This is a genomic window from Kineococcus sp. R86509, assembly GCF_042466365.1.
Lineage (GTDB): Bacteria > Actinomycetota > Actinomycetes > Actinomycetales > Kineococcaceae > Kineococcus.
Genome location: NZ_JAXHCE010000001.1, coordinates 839352 through 865321, shown reverse-complemented (window position 1 = coordinate 865321; position 25970 = coordinate 839352). Strand labels below are relative to the sequence as shown.

22 protein-coding genes and 2 tRNA genes are annotated in these 25970 nt (G+C 72.6%); 13 read left to right on the top strand and 11 right to left on the bottom strand.

All coding sequences use genetic code 11. The features are described 5' to 3' along the window. Nucleotides 1-16: 16 nt before the first annotated feature. Nucleotides 17-967 (bottom strand): hypothetical protein, encoded by a 951-nt coding sequence (locus SJY07_RS04155; protein ID WP_380157209.1) that lies wholly within the window; start codon nucleotides 965-967, stop codon nucleotides 17-19. A 175-nt stretch (nucleotides 968-1142) separates the two neighbouring features. Then, a complete protein-coding gene (locus SJY07_RS04150) occupies nucleotides 1143-2126 on the bottom strand; it encodes a LacI family DNA-binding transcriptional regulator (RefSeq protein ID WP_380157207.1) in 984 nt (327 codons plus the stop codon). 154 nt (nucleotides 2127-2280) lie between these two features. On the opposite strand from SJY07_RS04150, the gene SJY07_RS04145 reads away from it, so the two are divergent. The 3 genes from SJY07_RS04145 to SJY07_RS04135 are packed head-to-tail and all read left to right on the top strand — an operon-like array spanning nucleotide 2281 to nucleotide 5119. Beyond that, nucleotides 2281-2700: a universal stress protein gene (locus SJY07_RS04145; protein WP_380157205.1), complete on the top strand. Its 420-nt coding sequence runs from the start codon at nucleotides 2281-2283 to the stop codon at nucleotides 2698-2700. After that, nucleotides 2697-3863 carry a tRNA dihydrouridine synthase DusB gene (dusB, locus tag SJY07_RS04140; RefSeq protein WP_328295505.1) on the top strand — a complete coding sequence of 389 codons (1167 nt, stop codon included), beginning with the start codon at nucleotides 2697-2699 and terminating at the stop codon, nucleotides 3861-3863. The genes SJY07_RS04145 and dusB overlap by 4 nt, the downstream gene beginning before the upstream one ends. Next, nucleotides 3860-5119 carry a deoxyguanosinetriphosphate triphosphohydrolase gene (locus SJY07_RS04135; protein ID WP_328295506.1) on the top strand — a complete coding sequence of 420 codons (1260 nt, stop codon included), beginning with the start codon at nucleotides 3860-3862 and terminating at the stop codon, nucleotides 5117-5119. Before dusB ends, SJY07_RS04135 begins: the two co-directional genes overlap by 4 nt. On the opposite strand, the gene SJY07_RS04130 is transcribed toward SJY07_RS04135, so the two are convergent. The 4 genes from SJY07_RS04130 to SJY07_RS04115 form a co-directional block, all read right to left on the bottom strand. Next, the gene (locus SJY07_RS04130) at nucleotides 5109-5771 is read right to left on the bottom strand and encodes a septum formation family protein (RefSeq protein WP_380157202.1); all 663 of its coding nucleotides are present in this window, start codon (nucleotides 5769-5771) and stop codon (nucleotides 5109-5111) included. The two genes, SJY07_RS04135 and SJY07_RS04130, sit on opposite strands and share 11 nt — an antisense overlap. 65 nt (nucleotides 5772-5836) lie before the next feature. Continuing rightward, the gene (locus tag SJY07_RS04125; protein ID WP_328295508.1) at nucleotides 5837-6346 is read right to left on the bottom strand and encodes a hypothetical protein; all 510 of its coding nucleotides are present in this window, start codon (nucleotides 6344-6346) and stop codon (nucleotides 5837-5839) included. A gap of 64 nt (nucleotides 6347-6410) precedes the next feature. Then, nucleotides 6411-7013, bottom strand: coding sequence for a CoA-binding protein (locus SJY07_RS04120; protein ID WP_328295509.1), 603 nt, complete (start codon nucleotides 7011-7013; stop codon nucleotides 6411-6413). Further along, the gene (locus SJY07_RS04115; protein WP_380157199.1) at nucleotides 7010-8338 is read right to left on the bottom strand and encodes an O-acetylhomoserine aminocarboxypropyltransferase/cysteine synthase family protein; all 1329 of its coding nucleotides are present in this window, start codon (nucleotides 8336-8338) and stop codon (nucleotides 7010-7012) included. Before SJY07_RS04115 ends, SJY07_RS04120 begins: the two co-directional genes overlap by 4 nt. A 51-nt stretch (nucleotides 8339-8389) precedes the next feature. On the opposite strand from SJY07_RS04115, the gene dnaG reads away from it, so the two are divergent. The 4 genes from dnaG (at nucleotide 8390) to SJY07_RS04095 (ending at nucleotide 11900) form a co-directional block, all read left to right on the top strand. Further along, a complete protein-coding gene (gene dnaG / locus SJY07_RS04110; protein WP_328295511.1) occupies nucleotides 8390-10267 on the top strand; it encodes a DNA primase in 1878 nt (625 codons plus the stop codon). Nucleotides 10268-10352: 85 nt separating this feature from the next. After that, nucleotides 10353-10425, top strand: a tRNA-Asn gene (locus tag SJY07_RS04105). Nucleotides 10426-10595: 170 nt separating this feature from the next. Continuing rightward, nucleotides 10596-11738, top strand: a complete 1143-nt coding sequence (locus SJY07_RS04100) for an XdhC family protein (RefSeq protein WP_380157197.1) — start codon at nucleotides 10596-10598, stop codon at nucleotides 11736-11738. An 88-nt stretch (nucleotides 11739-11826) separates the two neighbouring features. Then, nucleotides 11827-11900 (top strand) — tRNA-Ile (locus tag SJY07_RS04095). Between the two features lie 510 nt (nucleotides 11901-12410). On the opposite strand, the gene SJY07_RS04090 is transcribed toward SJY07_RS04095, so the two are convergent. After that, nucleotides 12411-12671 (bottom strand): thioredoxin family protein, encoded by a 261-nt coding sequence (locus tag SJY07_RS04090; RefSeq protein ID WP_328295513.1) that lies wholly within the window; start codon nucleotides 12669-12671, stop codon nucleotides 12411-12413. 317 nt (nucleotides 12672-12988) lie between these two features. Here SJY07_RS04090 and SJY07_RS04085 point away from each other — a divergent pair, with 317 nt between their 5' ends. The 4 genes from SJY07_RS04085 (at nucleotide 12989) to SJY07_RS04070 (ending at nucleotide 19010) form a co-directional block, all read left to right on the top strand. Next, a complete protein-coding gene (locus tag SJY07_RS04085; RefSeq protein WP_380162152.1) occupies nucleotides 12989-13951 on the top strand; it encodes an ABC transporter permease in 963 nt (320 codons plus the stop codon). 101 nt (nucleotides 13952-14052) lie between these two features. After that, nucleotides 14053-14904, top strand: coding sequence for a carbohydrate ABC transporter permease (locus SJY07_RS04080; RefSeq protein ID WP_380162150.1), 852 nt, complete (start codon nucleotides 14053-14055; stop codon nucleotides 14902-14904). 65 nt (nucleotides 14905-14969) lie between these two features. Next, nucleotides 14970-16604 carry an ABC transporter substrate-binding protein gene (locus SJY07_RS04075; protein ID WP_380157194.1) on the top strand — a complete coding sequence of 545 codons (1635 nt, stop codon included), beginning with the start codon at nucleotides 14970-14972 and terminating at the stop codon, nucleotides 16602-16604. Between the two features lie 75 nt (nucleotides 16605-16679). Beyond that, nucleotides 16680-19010, top strand: a complete 2331-nt coding sequence (locus SJY07_RS04070; RefSeq protein WP_380157193.1) for a glycoside hydrolase N-terminal domain-containing protein — start codon at nucleotides 16680-16682, stop codon at nucleotides 19008-19010. Nucleotides 19011-19062: 52 nt separating this feature from the next. On the opposite strand, the gene SJY07_RS04065 is transcribed toward SJY07_RS04070, so the two are convergent. The 3 genes from SJY07_RS04065 to SJY07_RS04055 form a co-directional block, all read right to left on the bottom strand. Continuing rightward, nucleotides 19063-19815 (bottom strand): SDR family oxidoreductase, encoded by a 753-nt coding sequence (locus SJY07_RS04065; RefSeq protein ID WP_328295517.1) that lies wholly within the window; start codon nucleotides 19813-19815, stop codon nucleotides 19063-19065. Continuing rightward, complete coding sequence (locus SJY07_RS04060; RefSeq protein ID WP_380157190.1) at nucleotides 19812-20855, bottom strand: zinc-binding dehydrogenase; 1044 nt, start codon at nucleotides 20853-20855, stop codon at nucleotides 19812-19814. The genes SJY07_RS04065 and SJY07_RS04060 overlap by 4 nt, the downstream gene beginning before the upstream one ends. Before the next feature lie 468 nt (nucleotides 20856-21323). After that, nucleotides 21324-22661 carry an enolase C-terminal domain-like protein gene (locus SJY07_RS04055; protein ID WP_380157188.1) on the bottom strand — a complete coding sequence of 446 codons (1338 nt, stop codon included), beginning with the start codon at nucleotides 22659-22661 and terminating at the stop codon, nucleotides 21324-21326. Between the two features lie 239 nt (nucleotides 22662-22900). Between SJY07_RS04055 and SJY07_RS04050 the strand changes: the two genes are divergently transcribed. After that, a complete protein-coding gene (locus tag SJY07_RS04050) occupies nucleotides 22901-23602 on the top strand; it encodes an FCD domain-containing protein (protein WP_328295520.1) in 702 nt (233 codons plus the stop codon). Here SJY07_RS04050 and ilvA read toward each other — a convergent pair. Continuing rightward, on the bottom strand, nucleotides 23590-24897 hold the full coding sequence (gene ilvA, locus SJY07_RS04045) for a threonine ammonia-lyase IlvA (protein ID WP_328295521.1): 1308 nt from the start codon (nucleotides 24895-24897) through the stop codon (nucleotides 23590-23592). The two genes, SJY07_RS04050 and ilvA, sit on opposite strands and share 13 nt — an antisense overlap. A gap of 215 nt (nucleotides 24898-25112) precedes the next feature. On the opposite strand from ilvA, the gene efeU reads away from it, so the two are divergent. After that, nucleotides 25113-25949, top strand: a complete 837-nt coding sequence (gene efeU / locus SJY07_RS04040) for an iron uptake transporter permease EfeU (RefSeq protein ID WP_328295522.1) — start codon at nucleotides 25113-25115, stop codon at nucleotides 25947-25949. The last annotated feature ends 21 nt before the right edge of the window (nucleotides 25950-25970 follow it).

Below are 25970 nucleotides of genomic sequence, written 5' to 3'. Positions count from 1 at the left end.
GGTTCGTCGCGTGGCGTCAACGCCCCGAACGCTTGGCCGCGGCCGCCGTCTCGAGCGTCCGCCGCAGTTGGTCCAGGAACGCCGTCGGGTCTCCCAGGAGATCGGCGGGGGCGATGGAGAGCAGGATGAGACCGGCCGCCGCGTAACGCCGAGCCTTCGCCTGGGTGCGGCGGAGCGCCTGAGCTCCGAGGTGCCACGTCATCGAGTCGATCTCGAGGACGACGCCGAGGTCGGGCCAGTAGGCGTCCGCGTTCCCGATCCACCGTCCGGCCACGACGACGGGCTCGTTCCACACCGGCTGGGGGAGTCCGGATCGGGAGACGACGCGGAAGGCGCGCCCCTCGGCCGCGCTGCGAGTCGCCGCGCCGAGTTCTTCCAGCGCCACCCGTGCGTGCCCGCTGCGCTGGGTGGGGCCGTGCCTGATCACGGCGTCCAGTTGTCGCAGGGTGCACCGGTCCGCGGCGAGCACGGCGCTCATGACCTCGCGCACGTCGTCGAGCGAGAGGTCCTGTCGTCGGCAGGCGTCACCGAGGGCTCGGGCGACTCCCGTGACGCGCAGCCCACCCCGTTCGGCGCGTCCCGTTCCACGTTCCGACCGCTCGACGACGCAGAACCCGCTCGACACGCGGTGCCGCGGATGGGGGACCACGACCAGGATCTCCCGGCCGACGTCGACGCGCCGACCCAGCGCACCCCAGACGTCCAGGGCGTGGTGGCCGCTGAGGCGGCTGTCGGGCCCTGCGTACGTCAACGCGGCCCGGCGCCGTTCGAGAAGCGTGGGGTTTCCGCGGTGCGTGAGCACGACGCCGGGGAGGATGCGCTGCCAGCGACCGCGAGGTCCCGTCAGGCTGGTCAGCGTGGAGTCCGGAACTCCGAGGAGGACCAGGTCTGCGCGCTTGACCACGCCGTCGGACCGCGCGATCAACGCATCGACCGCGGCACGGTCGTAGTTCTTCTTCCGGGGCATGCGGGGATCGTGCGGGAGGAACGCGTGGTCGCCGCTCGCCGGCCTCGCCGTCTGTGCAGGGCTGGGGACTCCTGCGCTCCTGTGGACACCGGGATGACTCCGGGTCGTGGACGCCACGCGCCGAACCTAGTGATGCGTGGCGTCCACGACCCGAACCCGCCGGCCACGAGGAGGGTCAGGAGCAGCCGCAGGAGTTCCGGTGCCGGAAGGTGGGGGGGATGCGTTCGCGGCGGGGGGTTCCGGGGGCGGTGCCGGCGAGGCGCTCGAGGATCATGGTGACGGCGCGGGTCGCCATCGCGGGGACGTCCTGGTGGATGGCGGTGAGGCGGGGTTCGACGAGGTCGGCCCACTCGGGGTCGTCGTAGCAGACGAGGGCGACGTCGTCGGGGACGGACAACCCCAGCGACCGCAGCGCGCGCAGGGTGCCGACGGTCATCGAGTTGTTGCCGACGACGACGGCGCTGGGACGGTCGGCGCCGGCGAACGCCGAGAGCACCGCGGTCTCGGCGAGGGAGGTCTCGCTGCCTCCGTCCAGCACGACGCCGGTCAGTCCGCGTTCGGCGAGGACCCGGGAGAACCCCGCGTGGCGTTCGGAGGTGGAACTCAGCCCGGCCAGCCCCGCGACGAACGCGATGCGGCGGTGGCCGAGGTCGGCGAGGTGGGAGGTCAGGAGTGCGGTCGCCTCGGTGTTCTCCGGCGCCACCTGGTCGACGTCGGCGTCGGCGAAGCGGTCGAGCAGGACGGTGGGGATGCCGTGCGCGGCGAGGAAGGGGAGGGCCTCGACCTCGGCGTGGACGGAGGGGGCCAGCAGCATCCCGTCGACGCGACGGTCCGCGAGCTCGTGGACGGCTCGCACCTCCTCGACGGGGTCGTCGTGGGTGTCGGCGAGGACGAGGGTGTACCCGGCGGCGCGGGCGGCGCCCTCGATGGAGGTGACGAGGTCGGCGAAGTGCGGGTTGGAGACGAAGCGGCTCGCCAGGCCGAGCGTGGTCGTCGAGGACCGGGCCAGTGAGCGGGCGAGGGTGTTCTGGCGGTACCCGGTGCGGGCGATCGCGGACAGGACCGCTTCCCGCGTGGGTCCGCTGACCGTGCGGGTCCCGTTGAGGACGTGCGAGACGGTCGAGGCGTTCACCCCGGCCAGCCGCGCGACGTCGGCCATGGTCACCACCGCAGGAGCCCCCTCGCTCGTCGAACCCGGCCCGGTAGGCCTGTCACGGTCTGGCAACAGCACCAGGCAAGCGCTTGCGCAAGCGCTTGCCCGGATCCTACGGTGCCCAGGTCGCCGATCCACCCCTGACGCGAAGGAGCGTTCGATGTGCGGTCCGAGGTCCCGGCAGCACCCGTTGATCGTCGTCGGCTACGAACCGGGGGACGAGCACGCCGTCCTCGAGGCCCTCGCCCAGGCCCGCCTGCGCGGCGGGACGATCGCGGTGGTGGCCGCGGCGCCGCTGCCGGACGGGCTGCTGCTGCGCCTGCGCAGCGCCCCCGTCGGACTCGACCTTCGCCTCCCCCCGGAGGGGGCCGACGTCGTCGAGGCCGTCCTCGACCTGGCCGAACGCGAACAGGCCGCCCTGCTGGTCGTCGGCCTGGCCCGGCGCGGGGTCGACGACCTCCTGGGCGGTCGCGCACGGCTCGTCGTGCTCGACGCGCCGTGCCCGGTGCTGTCCGTCCCCGAGCCGGACACGAGCACCGGCTCCCCGGCACCCGCGTGGGCCGTCACAATGGGTGTGTGAGCGCACCTACCCTGACGGCCGTCCAGCCGCTGCGGATCGGACCGCACGTCTCCGCGACGCCGGTCGTCCTCGCACCGATGGCCGGCATCACCAACTCCGCCTACCGGCAGCTCTGCCGCGAGCAGGGTGAGGGCTTCTACGTCAGCGAGATGGTCACCTCGCGCGCCCTCGTCGAACGCAACGCCGAGACGATGCGCCTGGTGACGTTCACCGAGACCGAGACCCCGCGCAGCCTGCAGCTCTACGGGGTCGACCCGACGACGGTCGCCGCGGCGGTCCGGATGGTCGTCGAGGAGGACATCGCCGACCACGTCGACCTCAACTTCGGCTGCCCCGTCCCCAAGGTCACCCGCAAGGGCGGCGGGTCCGCGCTGCCCTGGAAGGCGACCCTGTTCCGCGACATCGTCCGCGGGGCGGTGCGCGAGGCGTCCAAGGGCGGCATCCCGCTGACGGTGAAGATGCGCAAGGGCATCGACGACGACCACCTCACCTACCTCCAGGCCGGCAGGGCCGCCGAGGAGGAGGGTGCCGCCGCCGTCGCGCTGCACGGGCGGACGGCGTCGCAGCACTACTCCGGCCACGCCGACTGGGAGGCCATCGCGCGCCTCAAGGAGACGGTCACCACCATCCCCGTGCTCGGCAACGGCGACATCTGGAGCGCCGAGGACGCGGTGGAGATGATGCGGCGCACCGGGTGCGACGGGGTCGTCGTCGGCCGCGGTTGCCTCGGGCGACCGTGGCTGTTCGCCGACCTCGAGGCGGGGTTCGCCGGTCGCGAGGACCGGGTGAGGCCCGGGATGCGCCACGTGGCGAAGGTCCTGCGCCGTCACGCCGACCTGCTCGTCGAGTTCTACGGCGACGAACTGCGCGGCTGCCGCGACATCCGCAAGCACATCTCCTGGTACTTCAAGGGCTACGCCGTGGGCGGCGACATGCGGGCCCGCCTCGGCCTCGTCGACACCCTCGAGGCCCTCGACGAGCTCATCGCCGACCTCGACCTCGACCAGGACTACCCGGGTGCCGCCGCGGAGGGTTCCCGCGGCCGGGCCGGGTCGCCGCAGGCGAGGGTCGCGCTGCCGGAGGGCTGGCTGGAGACCCAGGAGCTCACCGGCGCCGCGGCCGAGATGATCGCCCAGGCCGAGCTCTCGGTGTCCGGCGGATGAGCGCGGGCTACCAGGAGGGCGACCTCGAACGCTGGGCCACGGAACCGCCGAAGACGCACGGTCGCAGCGCCTTCATGCGGGACCGCGCCCGCGTCCTGCACTCCTCCTCGCTGCGTCGGCTCGCCGCCAAGACCCAGGTCGTCGGCCCCGCCACCGACGACTTCGTCCGCAACCGCCTCACGCACTCCCTCGAGGTCGCGCAGGTCGGCCGCGAACTCGGGGCGGCGCTCGGTTGCGACCCCGACGTCGTCGACACCGCCTGCCTGGCCCACGACCTCGGCCACCCGCCGTTCGGCCACAACGGCGAACGGGCGCTGGCCGACGCGGCTCAGGACATCGGGGGTTTCGAGGGCAACGCCCAGACGTTGCGGCTGCTGACCCGGCTGGAGTCCAAGACGGTCGCCGCCGACGGTTCGCCCGTCGGCTTGAACCTGACCCGCGCCAGCCTGGACGCCTCGACGAAGTACCCGTGGTTGCACGGGAAGGCGCCGCGCGTGACGTCGAAGTTCGGGGCCTACGTCGACGACGCCGAGGTGTTCGCGTGGCTGCGCGACGGCGCGCCGGAGAACCGGCCGTGCGTCGAGGCCCAGGTCATGGACTTCTCCGACGACGTCGCCTACTCGGTGCACGACGTCGAGGACGCGATCGTCGCGGGCCACGTCCGCCTCGACTGGCTGGACCAGGACGAGATCCGTGCCCGGGTCGCCGCCCAGGTGCGGGACTGGTACCTGCCCGACGCCTCCGACGAGGCCGTCGCCGCTGCGCTGCAACGGCTCTCGACGTCGGGATTCTGGGCCCGGGAACAACCCGGTGAGGTGTTCGGCGGTCGTCGTCACCTGGCGGCGTTGAAGGACATGACCTCCCAGCTCATCGGCCGGTTCGCCAACGCGGCCGAGCACGCGACCCGGGAACGCCACGGCGACGGCCGCCTCACCCGCTACGCCGCCGACGTCGTCGTCCCCGTGGACACGACCCTCGAGGTCGCCGTCCTCAAGGGCGTCGCGGCCACGTTCGTCATGAGCGCGCAGGAACGTCAGCCGTTCTACGCCCGCCAGCGGGAACTGCTGCGCGAACTCCTCGACGCCCTCGTCCGGCAGGGGCCCGACGTCCTCGAACCGCCGTTCCGGGAGGACCACGCCCTCGCGACCGACGACGCGGCCCGCCTGCGGGTGGTGATCGACCAGGTCGCCTCCCTCACCGACGTCTCCGCCCTGGCCTGGCACCGCCGGCTCACGCCCCGCGATCTCACGACGTGACGGCGGCGTCCCCGTCCAGGACGGAACCCTGCAGGTCGCCCTCCCAGCCGTGGATGGTGCACTGCAGCAGCCGACTGCCGTCGGCCCAGTCCTGCTCCAACGGGTAGTAGTAGCCGTACTCGAAGTCGTCCGGGTCGAGGCCCGCGTCGTCGACCGCGGTGGAGGCGTCGGACCGGCAGTGGTCCTCGGCGTAGGTCTCCAGCTCGGCCTCGCCGGGGTAGGTCCCGTCGGGCAGGGTGACGACCTCGAGGACCTCGCCGTCGTGGGTGTCGGCGCAGGCGGTGCGCTCGACGGTGCCGTGCAGACCGTCGTCGTCCCCGCTGTCGAAGCAGTCGCCGGCCGTCAGGTCGTCGATCGTCGTCGAGCCCGTGCTCGTCCCGAAGGGGTCCGCGGGGAGGCGGCCGAGCAACGAGACCCCGGCCACCGCGGTACCGACGATCCAGGCGACGGCGATCGACGTCGCGAGCATCTGCAGCCCGCCCAGCACGATCCCGGCGATCGCGAACCCGCGGCCCGCTGTCTGCGCTCGGCCGGTGCGGTGCAGCCCGATCGCGCCGAGGGCGAAGGCGACCGGGCCGGTGCCCAGGATTCCCGTCACGAGCGCGGCGAGGGAGAACCCGTCGGTGGGTCGTGGCGGCCGGTGCTCGATCACCCGCCCAGGTTACGGCGAGTCCCGGCGCGGCGGTCGGCGCACCGCGCCCCGTCGTGTCCGGGGACTCACTCGAAGGGCGCCGGGGCGGTCGGCCCGAGCAGGTCCCCGCCGGTCCAGGACCCCCGCATCGGGGAGTCGTCGGGTGCGACGAGCAGGCAGAACACCCGCTCGTCGTGCAGTTCGTGGGGCGGGTAGGCGGAGGCGTAGGTGACGGTGTCCGGCCTGAACTCCCCGGCCGCGATGACGGCCGCCACCTCGCGGGCGCAGGAGGAGTTCGCGCCCCAGCGCCGTCGTCCGTCGCGGAGGTCGTCGGTGACCGGGACGACGGCGACGACCTCGGCGTCGTGTCCGCTCGCACAGGAGACCTCGGAGCGTTCCGCGAGACAGGTCCCCACCGTCCACGTGACGGTCGAGGAGAGGCGGACCGACTGCGGCGCAGCCATGCTGCGCACGTCGGAGGCGCTGCGGGCGAACCCGGCGGCGACCACCGCCACACCGATCAGGAGGTGGAGGCCGACGGCGGCGCCGACCCCGACCAGGATCCAGCGGAGCTTCTTCGGGGGTCGTCCGGTCATGGCCGCGACGCTAGGCGCGTCGCGGCCACCCCGGAGTTCTCCGCGGTCGAGCTGTGGACAACCTTCAGCGGGCGCGGCGCCGGGCCGAGATGACGCCCGTGTCGAAACCGGCGAGGTGCAGACCGCCGTGGAACCTCGCGTGCTCGATCTTCAGGCAGCGGTTCATCACGACCGTCACGCCGTGCTCGGCACCGCGCTGGGCGACGGCGTCGTCCGCGAGGCCCAGCTGCATCCACATCACGGGGGAGCCGACCGCGATGACGTCGTCGAGCACACCCCCGAGTTCGCTCGGACGGCGGAACACGTCGACGAGGTCGGGGACCCCGGGGAGTTCACGCAACGACGGGTAGGCGGGCCGACCGAGGATCTCGGTCTCGTTCGGGTTGACGAACCACAGCTCGAAGTCGGAGTCCGCGAGCAGGTAGGTCTCGACGAAGTACGAGGCGCGCGAGGGCTTGTTCGAGGCGCCGAGGATCGCGACGGTCTTCGTGCGGCGCAGGATGCGCAGACGTTCCCCGGCGCCGGGGGCCGTCCACGACGTCGGGGCGGCGTCCTTGGAACCGGTCGCGGCGGGGGCCTGCTCCAGGTTCTCCGGGGCGGCGACCGAGCCGAGGTCCGCGCCCGCGTCCGGGACGGTGCCGGTCGCCCCACTGGTCGAGTCGTTCATCGGTTCCCCTCCACAGCGACGGCGAGCGCCTGGTCCAGGTCCCACAACACGTCCTCGACGTCTTCCAGTCCCACGCTGATCCGGATGAGGTCCTCGGGGACCCCGGCGGCGGTGAGCTGTTCGGCGGAGAGCTGCTGGTGGGTCGTCGAGGCCGGGTGCAGCACGAGGGTGCGGGCGTCGCCGATGTTGGCCAGGTGCGAGCAGAGCTGGACGTTGTTGATGAACCGCTCGCCGGCTGCGCGTCCGCCGACGACCCCGAAGGAGAACACGGCGCCGGGACCCTCGGGCAGGTACTGCTCGGCCCGGCCGTGGTGCGGGTGACTGGGCAGACCGGAGTAGCGGACCCAGGAGACGCGGTCGTCGGCCTCGAGCCAGGCGGCGACCGTGCGGGCGTTGGCGACGTGCTCGCGCATCCGCTGCGGCAGCGTCTCCACGCCCATGAGCAGCAGGAACGCGGAGTGCGGCGAGAGGGTCGCGCCGATGTCGCGCAGCTGCTCGCTGCGCAGCTTGGTGAGGAAGCCGTACTCGGCGAAGTTGCCCCACCAGCTCAGGCCGCCGTAGGAGGCGACCGGTTCGGTCATGGCCGGGAACTTCCCGTTGTCCCAGGGGAAGGTGCCGGCGTCGATGACGACGCCGCCCAGCGTGGTGCCGTGGCCGCCGAGGAACTTCGTCGCGGAGTGGATGACGATGTCCGCGCCGTGCTCGATGGGCCGGCAGAGGTAGGGGGTCGCGGTGGTCGCGTCGACGATCAGCGGGATGCCGGCCTCGTGGGCGACGTCGGCCAGGGCCCGGACGTCGGCGATCACCGTGGAGGGGTTGGCGACGAGCTCGGTGAAGACGAAGCGGGTCTTCTCGGTGATCGCGGCGCGGACGGTCTCGGGCTCCGGGGCGACGAAGACGGTGTCGACGCCGAAGCGGCGCAGCGTGACGTCGAGCTGGGTGACGGTGCCGCCGTAGAGGTTGTTGGAGGCGACGACGTGGTCGCCCGCGCCGGCGAGGGCGGCGAAGGTGAGGAACTCCGCGGCCTGCCCGCTCGCGCAGGCCAGTGCCCCGAGCCCGCCCTCCAGGGAGGCCATGCGCTCCTCGAAGGCGGCGACGGTCGGGTTGGAGATGCGGGAGTAGATGTTCCCGTACTTCTGCAGCGCGAAGAGGTTCGCGGCGTCGGCGGCGTCCTCGAAGACGAAGCTCGTCGTCTGGAAGATCGGCACGGCGCGTGCGCCCGTCGTCGGCTCGGGGACCGCCCCGGCGTGCACGGCCCGGGTGCGGAAGCCCCAGGCCCGGTCGTCGCTGCCCGCGGCGCTGCTGCTCGTCCGTTCGCTGCTCACAGGGCGATCCTGCCACCCGGTCGGTGGCGCCCCGGCGCCTACACTCCACCCGTGGCCGGGCGCATCCATCCAGACGATCTGCAGACGGTCAAGGAACGCGTGCGCCTCGACGAGGTCGTGGGCGAGCAGGTCTCCCTGCGGACGGGGGGTGTCGGCTCCTTCAAGGGCCTCTGCCCCTTCCACGACGAGCGGACCCCCAGCTTCACCGTGCGTCCCGCGACCGGGCGCTGGCGCTGCTTCGGCTGCGGGGAGTCCGGCGACGCGATCGAGTTCGTCATGCGCATCGACGGTCTCGGCTTCGCCGACGCCGTGGAGCGCCTCGCCCAGCGCGCGGGGATCCAGCTGCGCTACGTCGACGACGGTGGTCGCAGCGCCCAGCGCCCCGCCTCCAACGCGGGCCAGCGCCAGCGCCTGCTCGAGATGCACACCCTCGCCGAGGAGTTCTACGCCCAGCAGCTCGAGGGGGTCGGTCCGGCGGAGACGGCGCGGGGTTTCCTCGCCGAACGCGGGTTCAGCCGGGAGGACGCCGCCCGGTTCGGGGTCGGTTTCGCCCCCAACACCGGTGACGCCCTGCTGCGTCAGTTGCGCGCCAAGGGGTTCGGCGAGGAGGAGCTCGTCACCTCCGGGTTGGCCGGGCAGAGCCAGCGGGGCCTCTACGACCGCTTCCGCGGGCGGCTGGTGTGGCCGATCCGCGACGTCAGCGGGCACACCGTCGCGTTCGGGGCCCGCCGGCTCTTCGACGACGACCGCATCGAGTCGAAGTACCTGAACTCCCCGGAGACCCCCATCTACAAGAAGTCGCAGGCGCTCTACGGCCTCGACCTCGCCAAGCGGGAGATCTCGCGCACCAAGCGCGTCGTCGTGGTCGAGGGTTACACCGACGTCATGGCCTGCCACCTCTCCGGGGTCGGGCAGGCCGTCGCGACCTGCGGTACGGCGTTCGGCGAGGACCACGCCCGGATCGTCCAGCGGATGCTGGGGGAGAGCGACGGTTCCGCCGAGGTCGTCTTCACCTTCGACGGCGACGCGGCCGGGCAGAAGGCGGCGCTGAAGGCCTACGAGCTCGACCAGCGCTTCAGCGCCCAGACCTACGTCGCCGTCGCCCCGCAGGGTCAGGACCCGTGCGACCTGCGGTTGTCCGCCGGGGAAGCCGCTGTGGCGCAACTGGTCGACGGCCGGGTCCCGCTGTTCGAGTTCGCGATCCGCTCCACCATCGAACGGTTCGACCTGAACTCCGACGCCGGCCGCCTCGCCGCGCTCGACGCCGCCGCGCCCATCGTCGCCGCCATCCGCGACCGCGGGCTGCAGCAGCGCTACGCCATCAACCTGGACCGCTGGACGGGGTTCCTCGACGAGCGCTTCGTGCTCGACCGGGTCCGCCGCCACTCCGGGAGCGGGGCACCGCAGCAGCAGGGGCGGCCGCAGCAGCCGCCCGCCCGGCAGCCGGTCCGCTCGATGGCTGCCAACGACCCCGTGGCCCAGCTCGAGCGGCAGGTGCTGGCCTGCGTCCTGCAGGCGCCGTGGGCCGTCGCCGAGGTCTTCGACTCCCTGGAGTCCGACGCGTTCGCCGCGCCCGGCCACCGGGCCGTCCACGACGCCGTCACCGCCGCCGGTGGCCCCGGGGAGGCTCCGCAGGGACCGGCCTGGCTGGCCGGCGTCCTCGACTACGCCGACGGCCCCGTCGCGGCCCTCGTCGACGAGCTCGCGGCCACCGACCTGCCCGTCTCCAGCGAGGAGCAGCTGGAGAGCTGGGGACGTCAGCTCGTCGCCGCCCTCGCCGGGCAGTCCGCGACCCGTGCCGTGGCCGAGGCCCGCCGTACGCTGCAGCGTCTCGACCCCGCGAGCGCGGAGTACGGGGAGGCCTCGGCCGAGCTGTTCCGCCTCGAAGCCGCCCGGCGGACCTGGCAGGAGCGCGCCCAGGGCGCGTGATCCCGTGCCGTGCGCGGAGCGGTCCGTGAGGCTGGTACGGTTGGACAGTCGTGACCGGGGGTTACATCCCGGTCGTGAGAAGTGGTCCCGCATAGCTCAATTGGCAGAGCAGCCGGCTGTTAACCGGCAGGTTGTTGGTTCGAGTCCAACTGCGGGAGCTTCCACGGAGGGGCGGGCCGAGAGGCCCGCCCCTCCGTCGTTCCGGGTGCGACCAGCGGTCGGCGGTGCGTGCTCCCACCACCTGGACCTCCGCGCCCCGGCCACACCGTGCTCGTGGTCGTGCACGACGTCCGGGCCGGTCACGGGGGTGCGTGAGCGACCATGGGGTGTGCGCGACGTCCTGGACCAGGTGGACCGGTGGCTCTCGGCGGGTCGCCGGGTGGCCGTCGCGACCGTCGTGCGCACCTGGCGCTCGGCTCCCCGCCAGCCCGGCGCGTCGCTCGCCGTCGACGACCACGGTGAGGTCGTCGGGAGCGTGTCCGGGGGGTGCGTCGAGGGGGCCGTCTACGAACTCGCCCGCGAGGTCGTCGCGGACGGGCGGCCCGTCCTCGCGCGCTACGGGGTCAGCGACGACGACGCCTTCGCCGTCGGGCTGACCTGCGGGGGCGAGCTGGAGGTCTTCGTCACCCTCGTCGACGACGTCGACCTCGTCCGTGCGCTGTCCACCGCCGTCGCGGCGCGTTCGGCGGTGGCACTGGCGACCGTGGTCGGACCGGGCGCCGCGCAGGGCCGGCGGATGCTCGTGGACCCGCTGGGCCGTACCGGGTCGCTCGGCTCGCAACGCCTCGACGACGCCGTCACCGACGACGCCCGCGGACTGCTCGACGCCGGCGTCAGCGGCGTGCTGCACGTCGGTCCGGACGGAGAACGCCGTCCCGACGACCTCGAGGTGTTCGTCGAGTCGTTCGCGCCGCCGGCCCGCATGATCGTCTTCGGGGCCATCGACTTCGCCGCGGCGCTCGCCCGCGTGGGGAGCTTCCTCGGGTTCCACGTCACGGTGTGCGACGCGCGGCCCGTCTTCGCCACCGCGCGGCGGTTCCCGATGGCCGACGAGGTCGTCGTCGACTGGCCGCACCGCTACCTGTCCCGGACCGCCGTCGACGACCGGACGGTGCTCTGCCTGCTGACCCACGACCCGAAGTTCGACGTGCCGCTGCTCGAACTCGCCCTGCGCGGCCCCGCCGCCTACGTCGGGGCGATGGGGTCCCGTCGGACCCACGAGGACCGCGTCGCGCGACTGCTCGACGCGGGGGTGTCGCAGGCGCAGCTGGCCCGGCTGCACTCGCCGATCGGGCTCGACCTCGGCGCCCGGACCCCCGAGGAGACGGCGATCTCGATCGCCGCCGAGATCACCGCCGCGCGGTGGGGTGGGACGGGGAAACCGTTGCGGGACAGTGCTGGACGGATCCACCACGACCGTCTGGCGACCGTCGTCGCGGCCGAGGGGTTCGAGGACGTCTCGCCCTCCTGAACCGACCTGGGCCCCGGGGGCGTCGGGGCCGGTCGGGTAGAGTCCGGCGGAGCGTTCGCTCGCCGGCACCGTCGCGCGGGGGTCGTGAGGGGCGGTAGCTCAGTCGGTCAGAGCAGGGAACTCATAATTCCTCGGTCGTGGGTTCGAGCCCCACCCGCCCTACCGCGGAAGGTTCCGGTCGAGGCCCGTGCGCGGGGGTCTCCCTGCGGTGCAGTCCGGAGCGGCGACGGTGCCGCCGTCCTCGGGTCCTCAGTGCGAGACCCTGCCGCGCAACAGGTGCAGCATGCGACCACGGGGTGTCCGCGTCGACGCGCGGGGACGACCGAACGGCGTGCGCGGGAAATCCGTACCGTTCGCGACGATCGGTCGACCCCGCGGGACGGGCGGCCGAGAGGGGTCCGGTTCCCGGCCCGCGGGTGGGAGCCGGCCCTCGGGGGTGGACGGCCGGCCCGGGGCCGGGTCGAAACGTGCAGCCATCGTGGTGCGGTACCTCTCGTCGAGGGGGGAGGGGGTGCTGACCAGGGAGGTTTCGAGTCGTGGGGTGCGGTGCGAGAGGCAGTCGGTGATGACTAGAAGATCGGGGCGCGACGGCGGTGACGACAGCGGCTGATCGGGTGAAACCCGCCCCGTGACCCGTCCGCAGTCACCGCGACGTGGTCGCCGGGACGACGCTCAGACGGCGCGCCCCATCGCCGCCAGCAGTTGCGGCAGCGTCGGAGCGCCCGCGGCGCGGAAGACCTCGGTCCCGTCGTCCTCGCGCACCACGATCGTCGGGGTGCTCGACACGTCCGCGGCCTCGGCCCGGACGGTGTCGTCGGCGACGTCGACCTCCTCGAACCGCACCTGCGGGACCAGGCGGGCGGCCTGGCCGACCACGGTGCGCGCCGTCCGGCACGGACCGCAGAAGGCGGACGAGAAGAGTTCGACGATCACGACAGGGGCAACGTCGGGGAGGCCGCGAGCCTTCCGTCGACCTCGCTGGCGATGGCGCGGGTGGGGGTGCGGCTGAGGAGTGTGAGGGTTGACACCCCAAACATCAGACGATTACGGTCCAGATCGTACTCACGCAAGACATGGTGCGCTCAAAGAGGAGACACAGTGCTCGCCGAATTTTCGTTGCATCAGCGTCTCGTGCCGGCTCCAGGCTGCACGACCTACCGCGTCGTTCCGGAGAATCATCTGATGATTGACCGTCGTACCGGTGCGATCGGCCGTGGCGTCGGGCGCAGGGAACGGGCCGTCTGGTGGCGATGACCCCGCTGCGTCCGGGAGCGGTGACCCGGGCTGCCGGGACGGAGGTGCGCGGGCGCTCGGCGGCGCGACGCAGCTTCCGTCGGCACTGGCAGCTCTACCTCATGCTCGCCGTCCCGCTGCTCTGGTTCGTCGTCTTCAAGTACGTCCCCATGGTCAACGCCGTCATCGCCTTCAAGCAGTACAGCGTCGTCGACGGCATCTGGGGCAGCGACTGGGTGGGGTTGGCGAACTTCCAGCGCTTCTTCGACAACCCCGTCTTCGGTCGGATCGTCACCAACACGTTCGTCCTGTCGGTGTACGCGGTGCTCGCGGGCTTCCCCATCCCGATCATCCTGGCCCTGGCGATCAACGAGGTCCGGCTGAAGTTCTTCGCGCGCACGGTGCAGCTCGTCACCTACGCCCCGTTCTTCATCTCCACGGTGATCATCGTGTCGATGACGATCCTGATCCTGTCCCCGCGCATCGGTCTCCTCTCCGACGTGTTCGGGTTCTTCGGCATGGACCAGCCCAACGTCCTGGGCGACCCGGACGCGTTCCGGCACGTGTACGTCTGGACCGACGTGTGGCAGACGGCCGGCTACTCCGCGGTGATCTACCTCGCCGCCCTCGCCGGGATCGACCCGACGCTCTACGAGGCGGCCAGGGTCGACGGAGCGAACCGGTTGCAGAAGATCATCGCCGTGGACCTGCCGGGCATCGCCCCGACGGCGGTCGTCATCCTCATCCTGGGGGTCGGCAACGTCATGTCGCTGGGGTTCGAGAAGGCGTTCCTGCTGCAGAACCCCCTGAACCTCTCGCAGTCGGAGGTCATCGCCACCTACACGTACAAGGTGGGTCTCATCAACGCCGACTTCAGCCTGGCGAGCGCCGTCGGCCTCTTCAACTCCGCCATCAACCTGGTGCTCCTCGTGAGCGTCAACCGGGTCGCGAAACGAGTGACGGGGAGCGGGCTGTGGTGAGCGGAACCGGTACCGAGCAGAAGCTCTCCCGGCGGGACCGAGCCCGTCTCGACCGTCCGGTGCACCGTTCCCGGCAGGTGAAGGACCCGACCGTCGACCGGATGTTCATGGTCGGCGTCTACGTCCTGCTGACGACGGCGCTGGTCCTGGTGCTCGTGCCCCTGGTCTACATCCTCGCGAGCTCCTTCAGTTCGCCCCAGGCCGTGTCGGCGGGACGGGTCTTCCTCTGGCCGGTGGACCCGACCCTGCGCGGCTACGAGGTCGCGCTCAGCAACTCCGCGATCCTCCGGGGTTTCGCCAACTCCGTCTTCTACACCGTCGCCGGGGCCGCGATCAGCGTCACGCTCACGGTCATGATCGCGTACCCCTTGTCGACCCCGGACCTCTGGGGGCGCAAGGTGATCACGAAGCTGGTCGTGTTCACGATGCTCTTCGCCGGCGGGATCATCCCGACGTACCTCGTCGTCCAGGCCCTGGGCCTGCTCGACACCCGGGGTGCCTTGCTGCTGCCGCAGGCCATCGGGGTGTGGCAGGTCATCATCGCGGTGGCGTTCCTGCGGGCCTCGATCCCGGCCGAACTGCTCGAGGCCGCCCAGCTCGACGGCGCCAGCGACCTCCGCATCCTCTTCACCGTCGTCCTGCCCCTGGCGAAACCCCTCATCGCGGTCATCGCCCTGATGTACGGCATCGCGCAGTGGAACTCCTACTTCGACGCGCTGCTGTACCTGCGCGACGCCGACCTGGCGCCGCTGCAGATCGTGCTGCGCAACATCCTCATCCTCAACACCTCCGGCGGCAGCACCGACGCCGCCGCGATGATGGAACGCCAGCAGCTGGCCAACCTGCTGAAGTACTCGCTCATCGTCATCGCCACCGTTCCGCTGTTGCTCGTCTACCCGTTCGTGGCCCGGTACTTCACCAAGGGCATCCTCGTCGGCGCGGTCAAGGGCTGACCCCGCCCGAACCGCCCACCACCTCCGGCGACACCGCCGTCGCCGCACCACCGAAGGGACCTCCCATGTTCATCCGTCGACGTTCCCGTGCTCGCACGGCCGTGGTGGCCCTCGCGGCCTCGACCCTGCTGGCCGCCGCCGCCTGCTCGGCCGGTGACGACCCCGACGACGCGAAGAAGCTCACCGTCTTCGCGGCCCAGGGACCGGACACCGACCTCGCCACCAACACCTTCTCGAAGGAGATGGAGGAGATGACGGGGTACACCTTCGACTGGCAGACGACGACCTACGACGGGACGACCGCGGCCGAGGCCCGGCGCATCCTGCTCGCGGGCGGGGACTACCCGGAGGCCTTCCTCATGGTCCCGTGGGTGGACCAGTTCTCCCAGCAGGACCTGCAGCGCTACGGCCAGCAGGGAGTTCTCCTGCCGCTGAACGACCTCATCGATCAGCACGCACCGAACATCAAGGAGGCGTTCGCGCAGAACCCCGAGTACGAGAAGCTCGCCACGGCGCCGGACGGCAAGATCTGGGGCCTGCCGCAGTGGAACGACTGCTTCCACTGCTCCTACCAGGCGAAGTTGTGGATCAACACCGAGTGGCTCGACAAGCTCGGGCTGAAGATGCCCACGACCACCGACGAGTTCTTCGACGTGATGATGGCGTTCAAGACGCAGGACCCCAACGGCAACGGTCAGGCCGACGAGATCCCGTTGACCTCCAGCGTCGACGACCTGTTGCTGCCCTACTTCGTCAACGCCTTCCTCTACGACCCGCAGGGCAGCGCGACCTACCCCTCGACGTTGGCGCTGGAGGACGGCAAGGTCACGTTGCAGGCGGGCCAGGCGGCCTACCGCGACGCGCTCGCGTACATGGCGAAGCTCTACGACGCGGGGCTCATCGACCCGGCGGCCTTCACCCAGAACCGCGACGCGCTCATCGCCAAGGGCGACAACGCCGCCGCGCCGCTGGTGGGGGCCGCGACGGCCCTGCACTCCGGCATCTTCGTCACGACCTACCAGGACGACGGTCGGGACGAGGCCTACCAGGCGCTCCCGCCGCTGAAGGGTCCGGCCGGTGTGCAGTTCGCCTCCTACAACCTGCCCAGCATGCCGGGGGCGACGTTCGCGTTGACCAACAAGGCCAGCGAGGAGGAGCAGGTCGCCGCGATCGAGATGATCGACCACATGTTCCCGCAGGACCAGCACGTCCGTGCCGAGTTCGGGCTCGAAGGGGTCGAGTGGTTCCCTCCCGCACCCGGTGAGACCGCGCTGGACGAGAGCCTGACCCCGTTCGTCCGCGTTCCCCCGGCCGACCCCAACGTCAAGCCGGCGAACAACGCCTGGGGCCCGCTGGCGCAGTACAACTCCAACGCCGAGTTCCGCAACGGTCAGGTGCAGCCGCCCGACGGTTACGAGCGCATGCTGTTCGCGGCCAGCAAGCTCTACGAGCCCTACGCCCCGAAGGACCAGGTCTTCCCCTACTGGTCGGTGTGGGTGCCCGAGGACCAGACCGCGGAGGTCGCCGAGCTGACGACGAACATCGAGAACCTCGTGAGCCAGTCCAGCGCGGAGTTCGTCACCGGCATCCGCGACGTGAACGCCGACGACGCCTGGCAGGCCTACCTCGACGAACTCGACGGAACGGGACTGCCCCGCTACCTCGAGATCGAGCAGACCGCCTACGACGCCAGCGTCTGACCCGCGCCGTCACCACGAACCGCCCGTCCCACCCAGCTCGGAGAGACAGTGAACCCCACCGCCCCGCCTCGTCACGTGCTCAGCTGCACCGAACCCGCCTCCCGCTTCGCCGACGCGTTCCTGCTCGGTGACGGATCGCTGGGGGTGACCGTCGCGGGAGCGGTGGGGGAGGAGACCTTCGACCTGAACGCGGACACCCTGTGGTCCGGGGGCCCGGTCGGTCCCCGGACCGACGCGGGGGCGGCGGACGTCCTGCCCGCGCTGCGCGCGGCGGTGGCGGCCGGTGACCACCACCGGGCCGACGACCTCGCGCGACGCTTGCACGCGTCGGGGTGGACGGAGTCGTACCAGCCGGTGGGCCGACTCACCTGGCGCTACGCGGCAGAGGGCCCGGAGGCGGGGGTCAGCGACTACGTCCGGGAACTCGACCTGGCCCGCGCCGTCGCCTCCACCCGCTACCGCCGGGGCGGGCAGGACCACCGGCTGGAGAGCTTCGTAGCCCCGGGCGCGGGGGTCCTGGTGGGGGTGGCCGCGGCCGGTACCGCTGCCCCCTCGGTGGGGTTCTCCAGCCCGCACCCGTTGCTCGTCCAGGAGGTGCACGAGGTCCCCGAGGGAACCCTGCTGCTGGCCGCCGGCCGGGTTCCCGCGACGGTCGTCCCGAACTACGTCCCCGACGACGACCCCGTGCGCTACGCCGACGACGACCCCGACGCCGACGGAACGGTCGCGCGCGGCTCGGGGTTCGCGGTCGCCGCCCTGGTGCACTCCACCGGTGGCGAGGTCCGGTTGACGGCCACCGTGGTGACCGGGTTCCGTGGCTGGCGCGAACGTCCGCTCGGCGCGGTGGAACCGTTGCTGGCGCAGGCTCGTGAACGGGTGCTGGCCGCCGCGGGGGAGGCGACGGCCCTGCTGCGGGAACGCACCGAGCAGGAACACCGGTCGCGGTTCGACCGGGTGGACCTCGCGGTGGAGGCCGTCCCCGGCCACGAACGGGATGTCGCGGTGGCGGAGCAGCTCTTCGACCTCGGCCGTTACCTGCTCATCGCCTCCTCACGCCCGGGCACCCAGCCCGCGAACCTGCAGGGCATCTGGAACGTCGACGTCCGCCCGGGCTGGAGCAGCAACTACACGACCAACATCAACCTGCCCATGAACTACTGGGCCGCGGAGACGACCGCGCTGGCCGACCTGCACGCGCCGCTGTTCGACCTGGCGCTCGACCTCGCGCAGGCGGGTGCGGAGACGGCTCGCCTGGACTACGGCGCCCGTGGTGCCGTCGTGCACCACAACACCGACGTGTGGCGGTTCACCCGCGCCGTGGCGGGACGGCCGTTGTGGTCGAACTGGCCGTCCGCGTTGCCCTGGCTCGCCGCGCACACCTACGACCACCTCGACTTCGGCTCCGCGGGGACCGACTTCGCCACGCGGGTCGCGATCCCCGTGCACCGGGCCGCCGCCGCGTTCGCCCTCGACCTGCTCGTACCCGACGCGGACGGCGCGCTCGTCCCGAGTCCGTCGACGTCGCCGGAGAACACCTTCCTGCTGCCCGACGGGTCGCAGGCCGCGGTGACGGCGGGCTCCACCATGGACCGGGAACTCCTCCGCGAGGTGTTCACGCACTACCTGGAGCTGCTGGCCGGCCACGGGGGCGGACCGGACGACGAGGACCTGGCGGCGCAGGTGCGGGCCGCGCTGGACCGACTGGCGCTGCCCGCCGTGCTCGACGAGGTCCTGCAGGAGTGGGACCCCGGCAAGGGGTCGGCGGAACCCGGGCACCGGCACGTGTCGCACCTCTACGGCGTGTTCCCGGGGACCCGGGTCACGGCCCGCCGGAGCCCCGACGTCCTCGACGCCGCCGCTGCGGCCCTGGACGAACGGCTCGGGCACGGCGGCGGGCACACCGGCTGGAGCCGTTCCTGGGTGCTCTGCCTCGCGGCCCGGTTCGGCGACGGTGCCCGGGCCGAGGAGCACCTGCGCGTCCTCGCCGCCGACCTCACCTCGGAGTCGCTGCTGGACCTGCACCCGCACGAGGGGTGGCCCGGGAACGCGATCTTCCAGATCGACGGGAACTTCGGCGCGGTGGCCGGGATCGCCGAGACCCTGCTGCAGGGTCACGACGGGGTCCTCGACCTCTTGCCGGCGCTGCCGCCGAGCTGGGTCGCCGGGCGGGTCAGCGGTCTGCGGGCGCGGGGCGGGCACGTCGTCGACCTGGAGTGGTCGGGTTCGGCGTTGCGCAGGGCGCGCATCGTCGCCGGTCGTGACGGGGACCTGCGCGTCAGCGTCCGGGGCACGGGTACGGACGCGGTGACGGTCTCGCTCCACGGGGAGGTGCTCCCGGGTGGGGCCAGCGTCGGTTTCCCGGCCCGCGGCGGGACGGAGTACGTCCTGGACGTGGTCACCGCCTGAGCGACGTCGGAACGGGACCGCCCCGGGGGGACGGTCCCGTTCCGCGTGCCACCTACCGCGCGAGCCAGCCGCCGTCGACGGGCAGGACGACACCGTGGACGTAGTCCGCCGCCGGGGAGGCCAGGAAGACCACGGGGCCGGCGATCTCCTGGGGGGAGGCCCACCGACCCACCGGGATGCGTTCCAGCAGCGCACGGGAGCGCTCCGGGTCGGCCCGCAGGGCCTCGGTGTTGTCGGTCACCACGTAGCCGGGGGCGACCGCGTTGACGTTCACCCCGTGCGGGGCCCACTCGTTGGCGAGCGCCCGCGTCAGGCCGGCGACCGCGTGCTTGGCGGCGGCGTAGCCCGGGACGTTGACCCCGCCCTGGAAGCTCAGCAGGGACGCGGTGAACACGACCTTGCCCCGGCCGCGGGCGAGCATCGAGCGCCCGATCCGCTGGGTGAGGGCGAACTGGCTGGTGAGGTTGACCGTGAGGACGTGGTCGAAGTCGGACTGCGGGTGATCGGCGGCGGGCGAGCGGCGGATGGTGCCCGCGTTGTTCACCAGGACGTCCACCCGCCGGGCGGCAAGCAGGTCGCCGAGGTCGGCGACGGCCGCGGGGTCGGCGAAGTCGCAGCCCAGCGCCTCGTAGCTGCGGCCGAGCCCCCGGACCTCCTCGGCGACGGCGCCCTCGGGCGGCGTCGAGGCGACCCCGACGACGTCGGCTCCCGCGGCGGCCAGGGCGAGCGCGCAGGCACGACCGATGCCGCGACTGGCCCCCGTGACGACGGCCACCGAGCCGGTCAGGTCGAAGGGGCCGCTCACGACGTCGACCCGCCGGCGGGCCGGCAGTCGACGAGGACCTTGACCGCGCCGCCCGCGGCCAGCGCGGCGAACGCCTCCTCGACGCGGGCCAGCGGCAGGACGTGCGAGACGAGCTGCGCCACCGGCAGTTCCCCGCCCGCGACCAACCGGACCGCCTCCTCGACGTCCCGGCGCTCGTAGAGGCGGGCTCCCAGCAGCTCCAGTTCGCGCCAGAAGAACGGGTGCAGGTCGACGGTGCGGGGTGCGGCGTGGATGCCGACGAGGCAGAGCCGGCCGCGCACCGCGAGCGAGGCCGCCGCCGCGGCCAACCCGGGCTCGGAGCCGGACACCTCGAACGCGACCGCCGCGCCGGCGCCTCCCGAACGGGCGCGGGTCACGTCGGCGAGGTCCTCGTGGGTCGGGTCGACGGCGTCGATGCCGAGCCGGGCGGCCAGCTCCCGGCGGGTCGGGTCGGGTTCGGAGAGGACGACCTCGGCCCCGACGTGGCGGGCCACCAGGGCGATGAGCAGGCCGACCGGGCCACCTCCCACGACGGCGGCGAGCTCACCGGGGGCCAGCCGGGCGCGCCGGACGTCGTGCACGGCGACCGAGGTGGGTTCCAGCAGCGCGGCGTCGCGCGGTTCGGTGCCCTCGGGGACGCGGACGAGGGTGTGGGCCGGGACCACCCAGTGCTCGGCGAGCGCCCCGTCGGAGTCGATCCCCAGGAAGTCGAGGTGGTCGCAGACGTGGGAGTGGCCGTTGCGGCAGGTGGGACAGGTCCCGTCGGGGCGCAACGGGACGACGGTCACGAGGTCGCCGACCTCCCAGCCCGTGGCGTCGCGACCGAGCGCGCTCACGCGCCCGACGGTCTCGTGACCGATGACGGCCGGGACGCTGACGCGCCCGTCCATGTGCCCGGCCGCGATGTGCAGGTCCGTGCCGCAGATGCCGGTGAACAGGGGGGCGATCTCGACCTCCTCGGGCCCCGGTTCCCGCCGGAGGACCTCGTCGGCGGTCACGGTGCCCGCACGGTGGTAGCGGGCCGCGAGGTGGGTGCTCACGCGGGCCTCCTCAGGTGGCCGTCGTGGTGGGCGTGCGGGGAGAGCACGGGCTGGGTCCTTCCGGTGGGCTGGAGCGAGGGGGCGTGGAGCGAGGGGGCGTGGAGCGAGGGGGCGTGGAGCGAGGGGGCGTGGAGCGAGGGGGCGTGGAGCGAGGGGGCGTGGAGCGAGGGGGCGTGGAGCGAGGGGGCGTGGAGCGAGGGGGCGTGGAGCGAGGGGGCGTGGAGCGAGGGGGCGTGGAGCGAGGGGGCGTGGAGCGAGGGGGCGTGGAGCGAGGGGGCGTGGAGCGAGGGGGCGTGGAGCGAGGGGGCGTGGAGCGAGGGGGCGTGGAGCGAGGGGGCGTGGAGCGAGGGGGCGTGGAGCGAGGGGGCGTGGAGCGAGGGGGCGTGGAGCGAGGGGGCGTGGAGCGAGGGGGCGTGGAGCGAGGGGGCGTGGAGCGAGGGGGCGTGGAGCGAGGGGGCGTGGAGCGCTTCAGCGGGCGCCGCGGGCGACCCAGACCGGGCCGCCGGGGTAGGTGTGCTCGAGGACGGAGCCGACCAGCATCTCCCCGCCCCCGCCCGGGGCGGTGGGTGCGCGGTAGCGGCCGCGTTCGAGCTGGACGGGGGTCACGAAGTGCTCGTGGAGGTGGTCCACGTGCTCGACGACCCGGTCCTGCCAGGTCCCGGAGACGCTGACGACGTCGAACATCGAGAGGTGCTGGACCATCTCGCACAGTCCGACCCCGCCCGCGTGCGGGCAGACCGGGACCCCGTGGTGCGCGGCGAGGAGCAGGATGGCGATGTTCTCGTTGACCCCCGCCACCCGGGCCGCGTCGATCTGCACGACGTCCACGGCGCCGGCCTGCAGCAGCTGCTTGAACATCACCCGGTTGGCGACGTGCTCACCCGTCGCGACCTTGATGGGGTGCAGCGCACGCCGGACCACGGCGTGGCCGAGGACGTCGTCGGGGCTGGTCGGCTCCTCGATCCAGTAGGGGTCGAAGGGGGCCAGCGCACGCATCCAGGAGATGGCCTCGCTGACGTCCCAGCGCTGGTTGGCGTCGACGGCGATGCGGACGTCGTCGCCCACCGCCGCCCGCGCCACCTTCATCCGGCGCACGTCGTCGACGAGGTCGGCGCCGACCTTCAGCTTGATCTGGGTGAAGCCGTCGGCGACGGCCTCGCGGGAGAGGCGCTCCAGCTTCTCGTCGGAGTAGCCCAGCCATCCCGGTGTCGTCGTGTAGGCCGGGTAGCCGAGGCGCAGCAGCTCCTCCTCGCGTTCGGCCCGGCCGGGGACGGCGCGCTGCAGGAGGTCGAGGGCCTCCCGGCGCGTCATGGCGTCGGAGAGCCAGCGGAAGTCGACGAGCGAGACCAGTTCCTCGGGGTCCAGGTGGGCCAGCAACCGCCAGAGCGGCTGTCCGGCTCGTTTGGCCCGCAGGTCCCAGGCCGCGTTGAGCACGGCGCCGATGGCCATGTGCACGACGCCCTTCTCCGGTCCGAGCCACCGCAGCTGCGGTTCGTGGACCATGTCGCGGGAGAACGCGCCGAGGTCACCGAGCACCTCCTGCACCGTCCGCCCCACGACGTAGGGGGCCAGACCCCGGATCGCGGCGACCTGGAGGTCGTTGCCGCGCCCGGTGGTGAAGGCGAGTGCGTGACCCTCGTGCCCGTCGCCGGCGTCGGTGCGTAGGACGGCGTAGGCGGCGGAGTAGTCCGGTTCCGGGTTCATGGCGTCGGAGCCGTCGAGGTGCTCGGAGGTGGGGAACCGGACGTCGTGCACGTCCAGGGCGGTGAAGACGGCGGGACGGGTGGTCACGATTCCTCCAGGCATCTGATGATTCGTCGGCGCGGCGTCTCCAGTGACGTCGTACCTGGGGCACTGCCGGGGCAGACGCCCGCCCCACCGCGTCTTCCTGCCGGTCGGTGGAGCTGTCAGGTCGAAGGTATCGGGGGAGACATCAGATGTCTATGTCGACGGGGCCACCCAGGCACAATGTCCCGACGACGTGACGCCGGGCGACGTCCAGGACTCCACGGGGGTCCGGTCACCCGGTGGAGGAGGAGATCGGTGTGGCCGCACCCCTGACGGAGGCCGCCATCGGGCGGGTCCGGGAACTCATCATCAGCGGCGAGCTGCGGCCGGGACAACGACTACCTGCGGAAGCCGCCCTCTCGAACCAGCTGGGCGTCTCGCGGTCCGGCCTGCGCGAGGCGGTCCGTGCCCTCGCGACCGCGGGCGTGCTCGAGGTGCGCCGGGGCGACGGGACCTACGTCACCAGCCTCACGCCCGACCTCCTCTTCACCGGCATCGCCGACGCCGTGGACCTCATGCGCGACGAGGACCTCATGGACGTCATGGAGTGCCGGCGACTCGTCGAACCACAGGCCACGGCGCTCGCCGCCGTCCGGGCGGGCGAGCCTGAACTCGCGCTCGTGGCCCACCACCTGCGGTGCATGGAGCACGCCGAGGACGAGGAGACCCTCGTCGCTCACGACGAGCAGTTCCACGCGGCGCTCGCGACGGCGAGCGGCAACGCCGCGCTCGCCGCGATCCTGCGGGGGGTCTCCGGTGCCACCGTGCGGGCCCGGGTCTGGCGCGCGCTCACCGTCGCCGACTCCCGCCAGCGCACGATCGACGAGCACTCCGCGATCTACCAGGCCGTGCGCGAGCACGACCGCGACCGCGCCCACGCCGCCGCGCTGCTGCACGTCGCCAACGTGGAGGCCTGGATGCGGACGACGTTGCGCGGCGAGACGCCTCAGAGCAGGTAGCGGTAGAGCGGCTCGGCGGCGGAGATCCGTTCGAACGTCGGGGGAGCGGCCTCCATCCGGGCGAGCAGCCCGGGCAGGTCGTCCTTGCCGGGGATCTCGATCCCCACCAGGGCGGGTCCGAACTCGCGGTTGCTGCGCTTCACGTACTCGAACAGCGCGATGTCGTCGTCCGGCCCGAGGACCTCGTCGAGGAAGCGGCGCAGCGCGCCGGGTTCCTGCGGGAACTCGACGAGGAAGTAGTGCTTGCGGCCCTCGTGCACCAGGGCGCGTTCGATGATCTCGGCGTAGCGGCTGATGTCGTTGTTGCCGCCGGACACGACGCAGACCACGCTCTGGCCGGGTTCGACGCGCACGGCCTCGGCCAGGGCCGCCGTCGCGAGCGCGCCCGCGGGTTCGGCGATGATCCCGTCGGTCTGGTACATCGCGAGCATCTCGACGCAGATCGCCCCCTCGGGCACGGTGACGAGTTCCACCTCGTGACCGGCGACGACGGCGTGCGTGACGTCACCGACGCGACGCACCGACGCACCGTCGACGAAGGTGTCGAGGGTGTCCAGGCGCACCGGGTGGCCCGCGGCGAGCGCCGCCGCCATCGACGGCGCCCCTTCGGGTTCCACGCCGACGATCCGCACCTGCGGGTGGCGTTCGCGGACCCAGGTCAGGACCCCGGCCAGCAGGCCGCCACCGCCGACGGGGACGACCAGGACGTCCGGGGGTTCCTCGTCGAACTCGGCGAGCTGCTCGAACACCTCGACCGCGACCGTCCCCTGCCCGGTCAGGGTGCGGGGGTCGTCGAAGGCGGGGACGAGGGTCGCGCCGCTGCGTGCGGCGTCCTGCGTCGCGGCGGCCGCGGAGTCGTCGTAGGTGTCGCCGAGGACGATCGTCTCGACGAACTCCTGGCCCAGCGCCGCGATGCGGTCGCGCTTCTGGCGGGGCGTGGTGCGGGGCACGTAGATGCGGCCGTGCACGCGCAGGGCCGCGCACGCGTAGGCCAGGCCCTGGGCGTGGTTGCCGGCGCTGGCGGTGACGACGCCACGGGCCCGCTCGTCCTCGCTCAGCTGGGCGACGAGGTTGTAGGCCCCGCGCAGCTTGTAGGAACGGACGGCCTGCAGGTCCTCGCGCTTGACCCGGACGTGCGCGCCGAGGGCGGCCGACCACCGCGGGTTCGTCTCCAGCGGCGTGCGGGTGACGACCTGGGCCAGTCGCTGCGCCGCCTCCTCGACGTCCGCGGCTCTCGGCAGGCCGCCGGACGGGCTGGTGGTGGGCGCCGGGGGGCGGGCAGCGTCGAGCGACATGGGGTCGATCCTGCCCGTGCCTCCCCGTCGAGAGCCAGCAGGGTGGTGGGACCGGGTCCCTCAACGCCGCCGCCCCGGCGACGTTCCTGCGCGCCCGTGTGATGTGTCGCACATCCGGGCCCCGAGGGAGTCCGCAGCAGGTGAGGCAGGCCTAGCATCGGCGAGGCTCACCTCACTTCGGTGGGTCCCCATCGTCCCGGCCGGAGGAGTTCCCCGTGCTCGCCACGTTCGTCATCGGACTGCGTGAAGGCCTCGAAGCCTCCCTCATCGTCGGGATCGTCGCCGCCTTCCTCGTCCAGCGTGGGCAGCGTCGTGCGCTGCGCTCCGTGTGGGCGGGGGTCGTGCTGGCCGTGCTCCTCTGCGTCGGGGCCGCCGCCGCCCTGCAGGTCGCGACGCAGCAACTCCCGCAGCGCCAGCAGGAACAGCTCGAGACCGTCCTGGCCCTGGTCGCCGTCGCGATGGTCACCTACATGATCGTCTGGATGACCCGCCACGCCCGCTCCATGAGGTCCGACCTCGAGGCCTCCGCCTCGAGCGCCCTGGCCAAGGGCTCCGCGTGGGCGCTGGTCGCGATGGCCTTCCTCGCCGTCCTGCGCGAGGGGCTCGAGACCTCGGTCTTCCTGCTCGCCACCTACCAGGCGTCCGGCAGCAACGCCGAGGGCGCGGTCGGTGCCTCGCTCGGGATCCTGCTGGCCGTCGGTCTCGGCTACCTGGTCTACCGCGGCGGCATCACGCTGAACCTCGCTCGCCTGTTCCGCGTCACGGGTGTCCTGCTCGTCCTCGTCGCCGCCGGGCTGGTCATGTCCGCCGCGCACACCGCCTACGAGGCGGGCTGGCTGCTGGCCGGACAGGCTCAGGCGCTGGACCTCTCCACCGTCGTGGAGCCCGGTACCGTCCGTGCGGCCCTGCTGATGGGCGTCCTCGGCTGGCAGCCCCGGCCGACCGTCGCCGAGGTCATCGGCTGGCTGGTCTACCTGGTGCCCATGCTCGTCGTCGTCCTGTGGCCGCGGCGCTCGCGCCAGCCTGCCGCGCCGCAACCCGTCTCCGTCTGACTCCCGCTCTCCCGCGTCCCT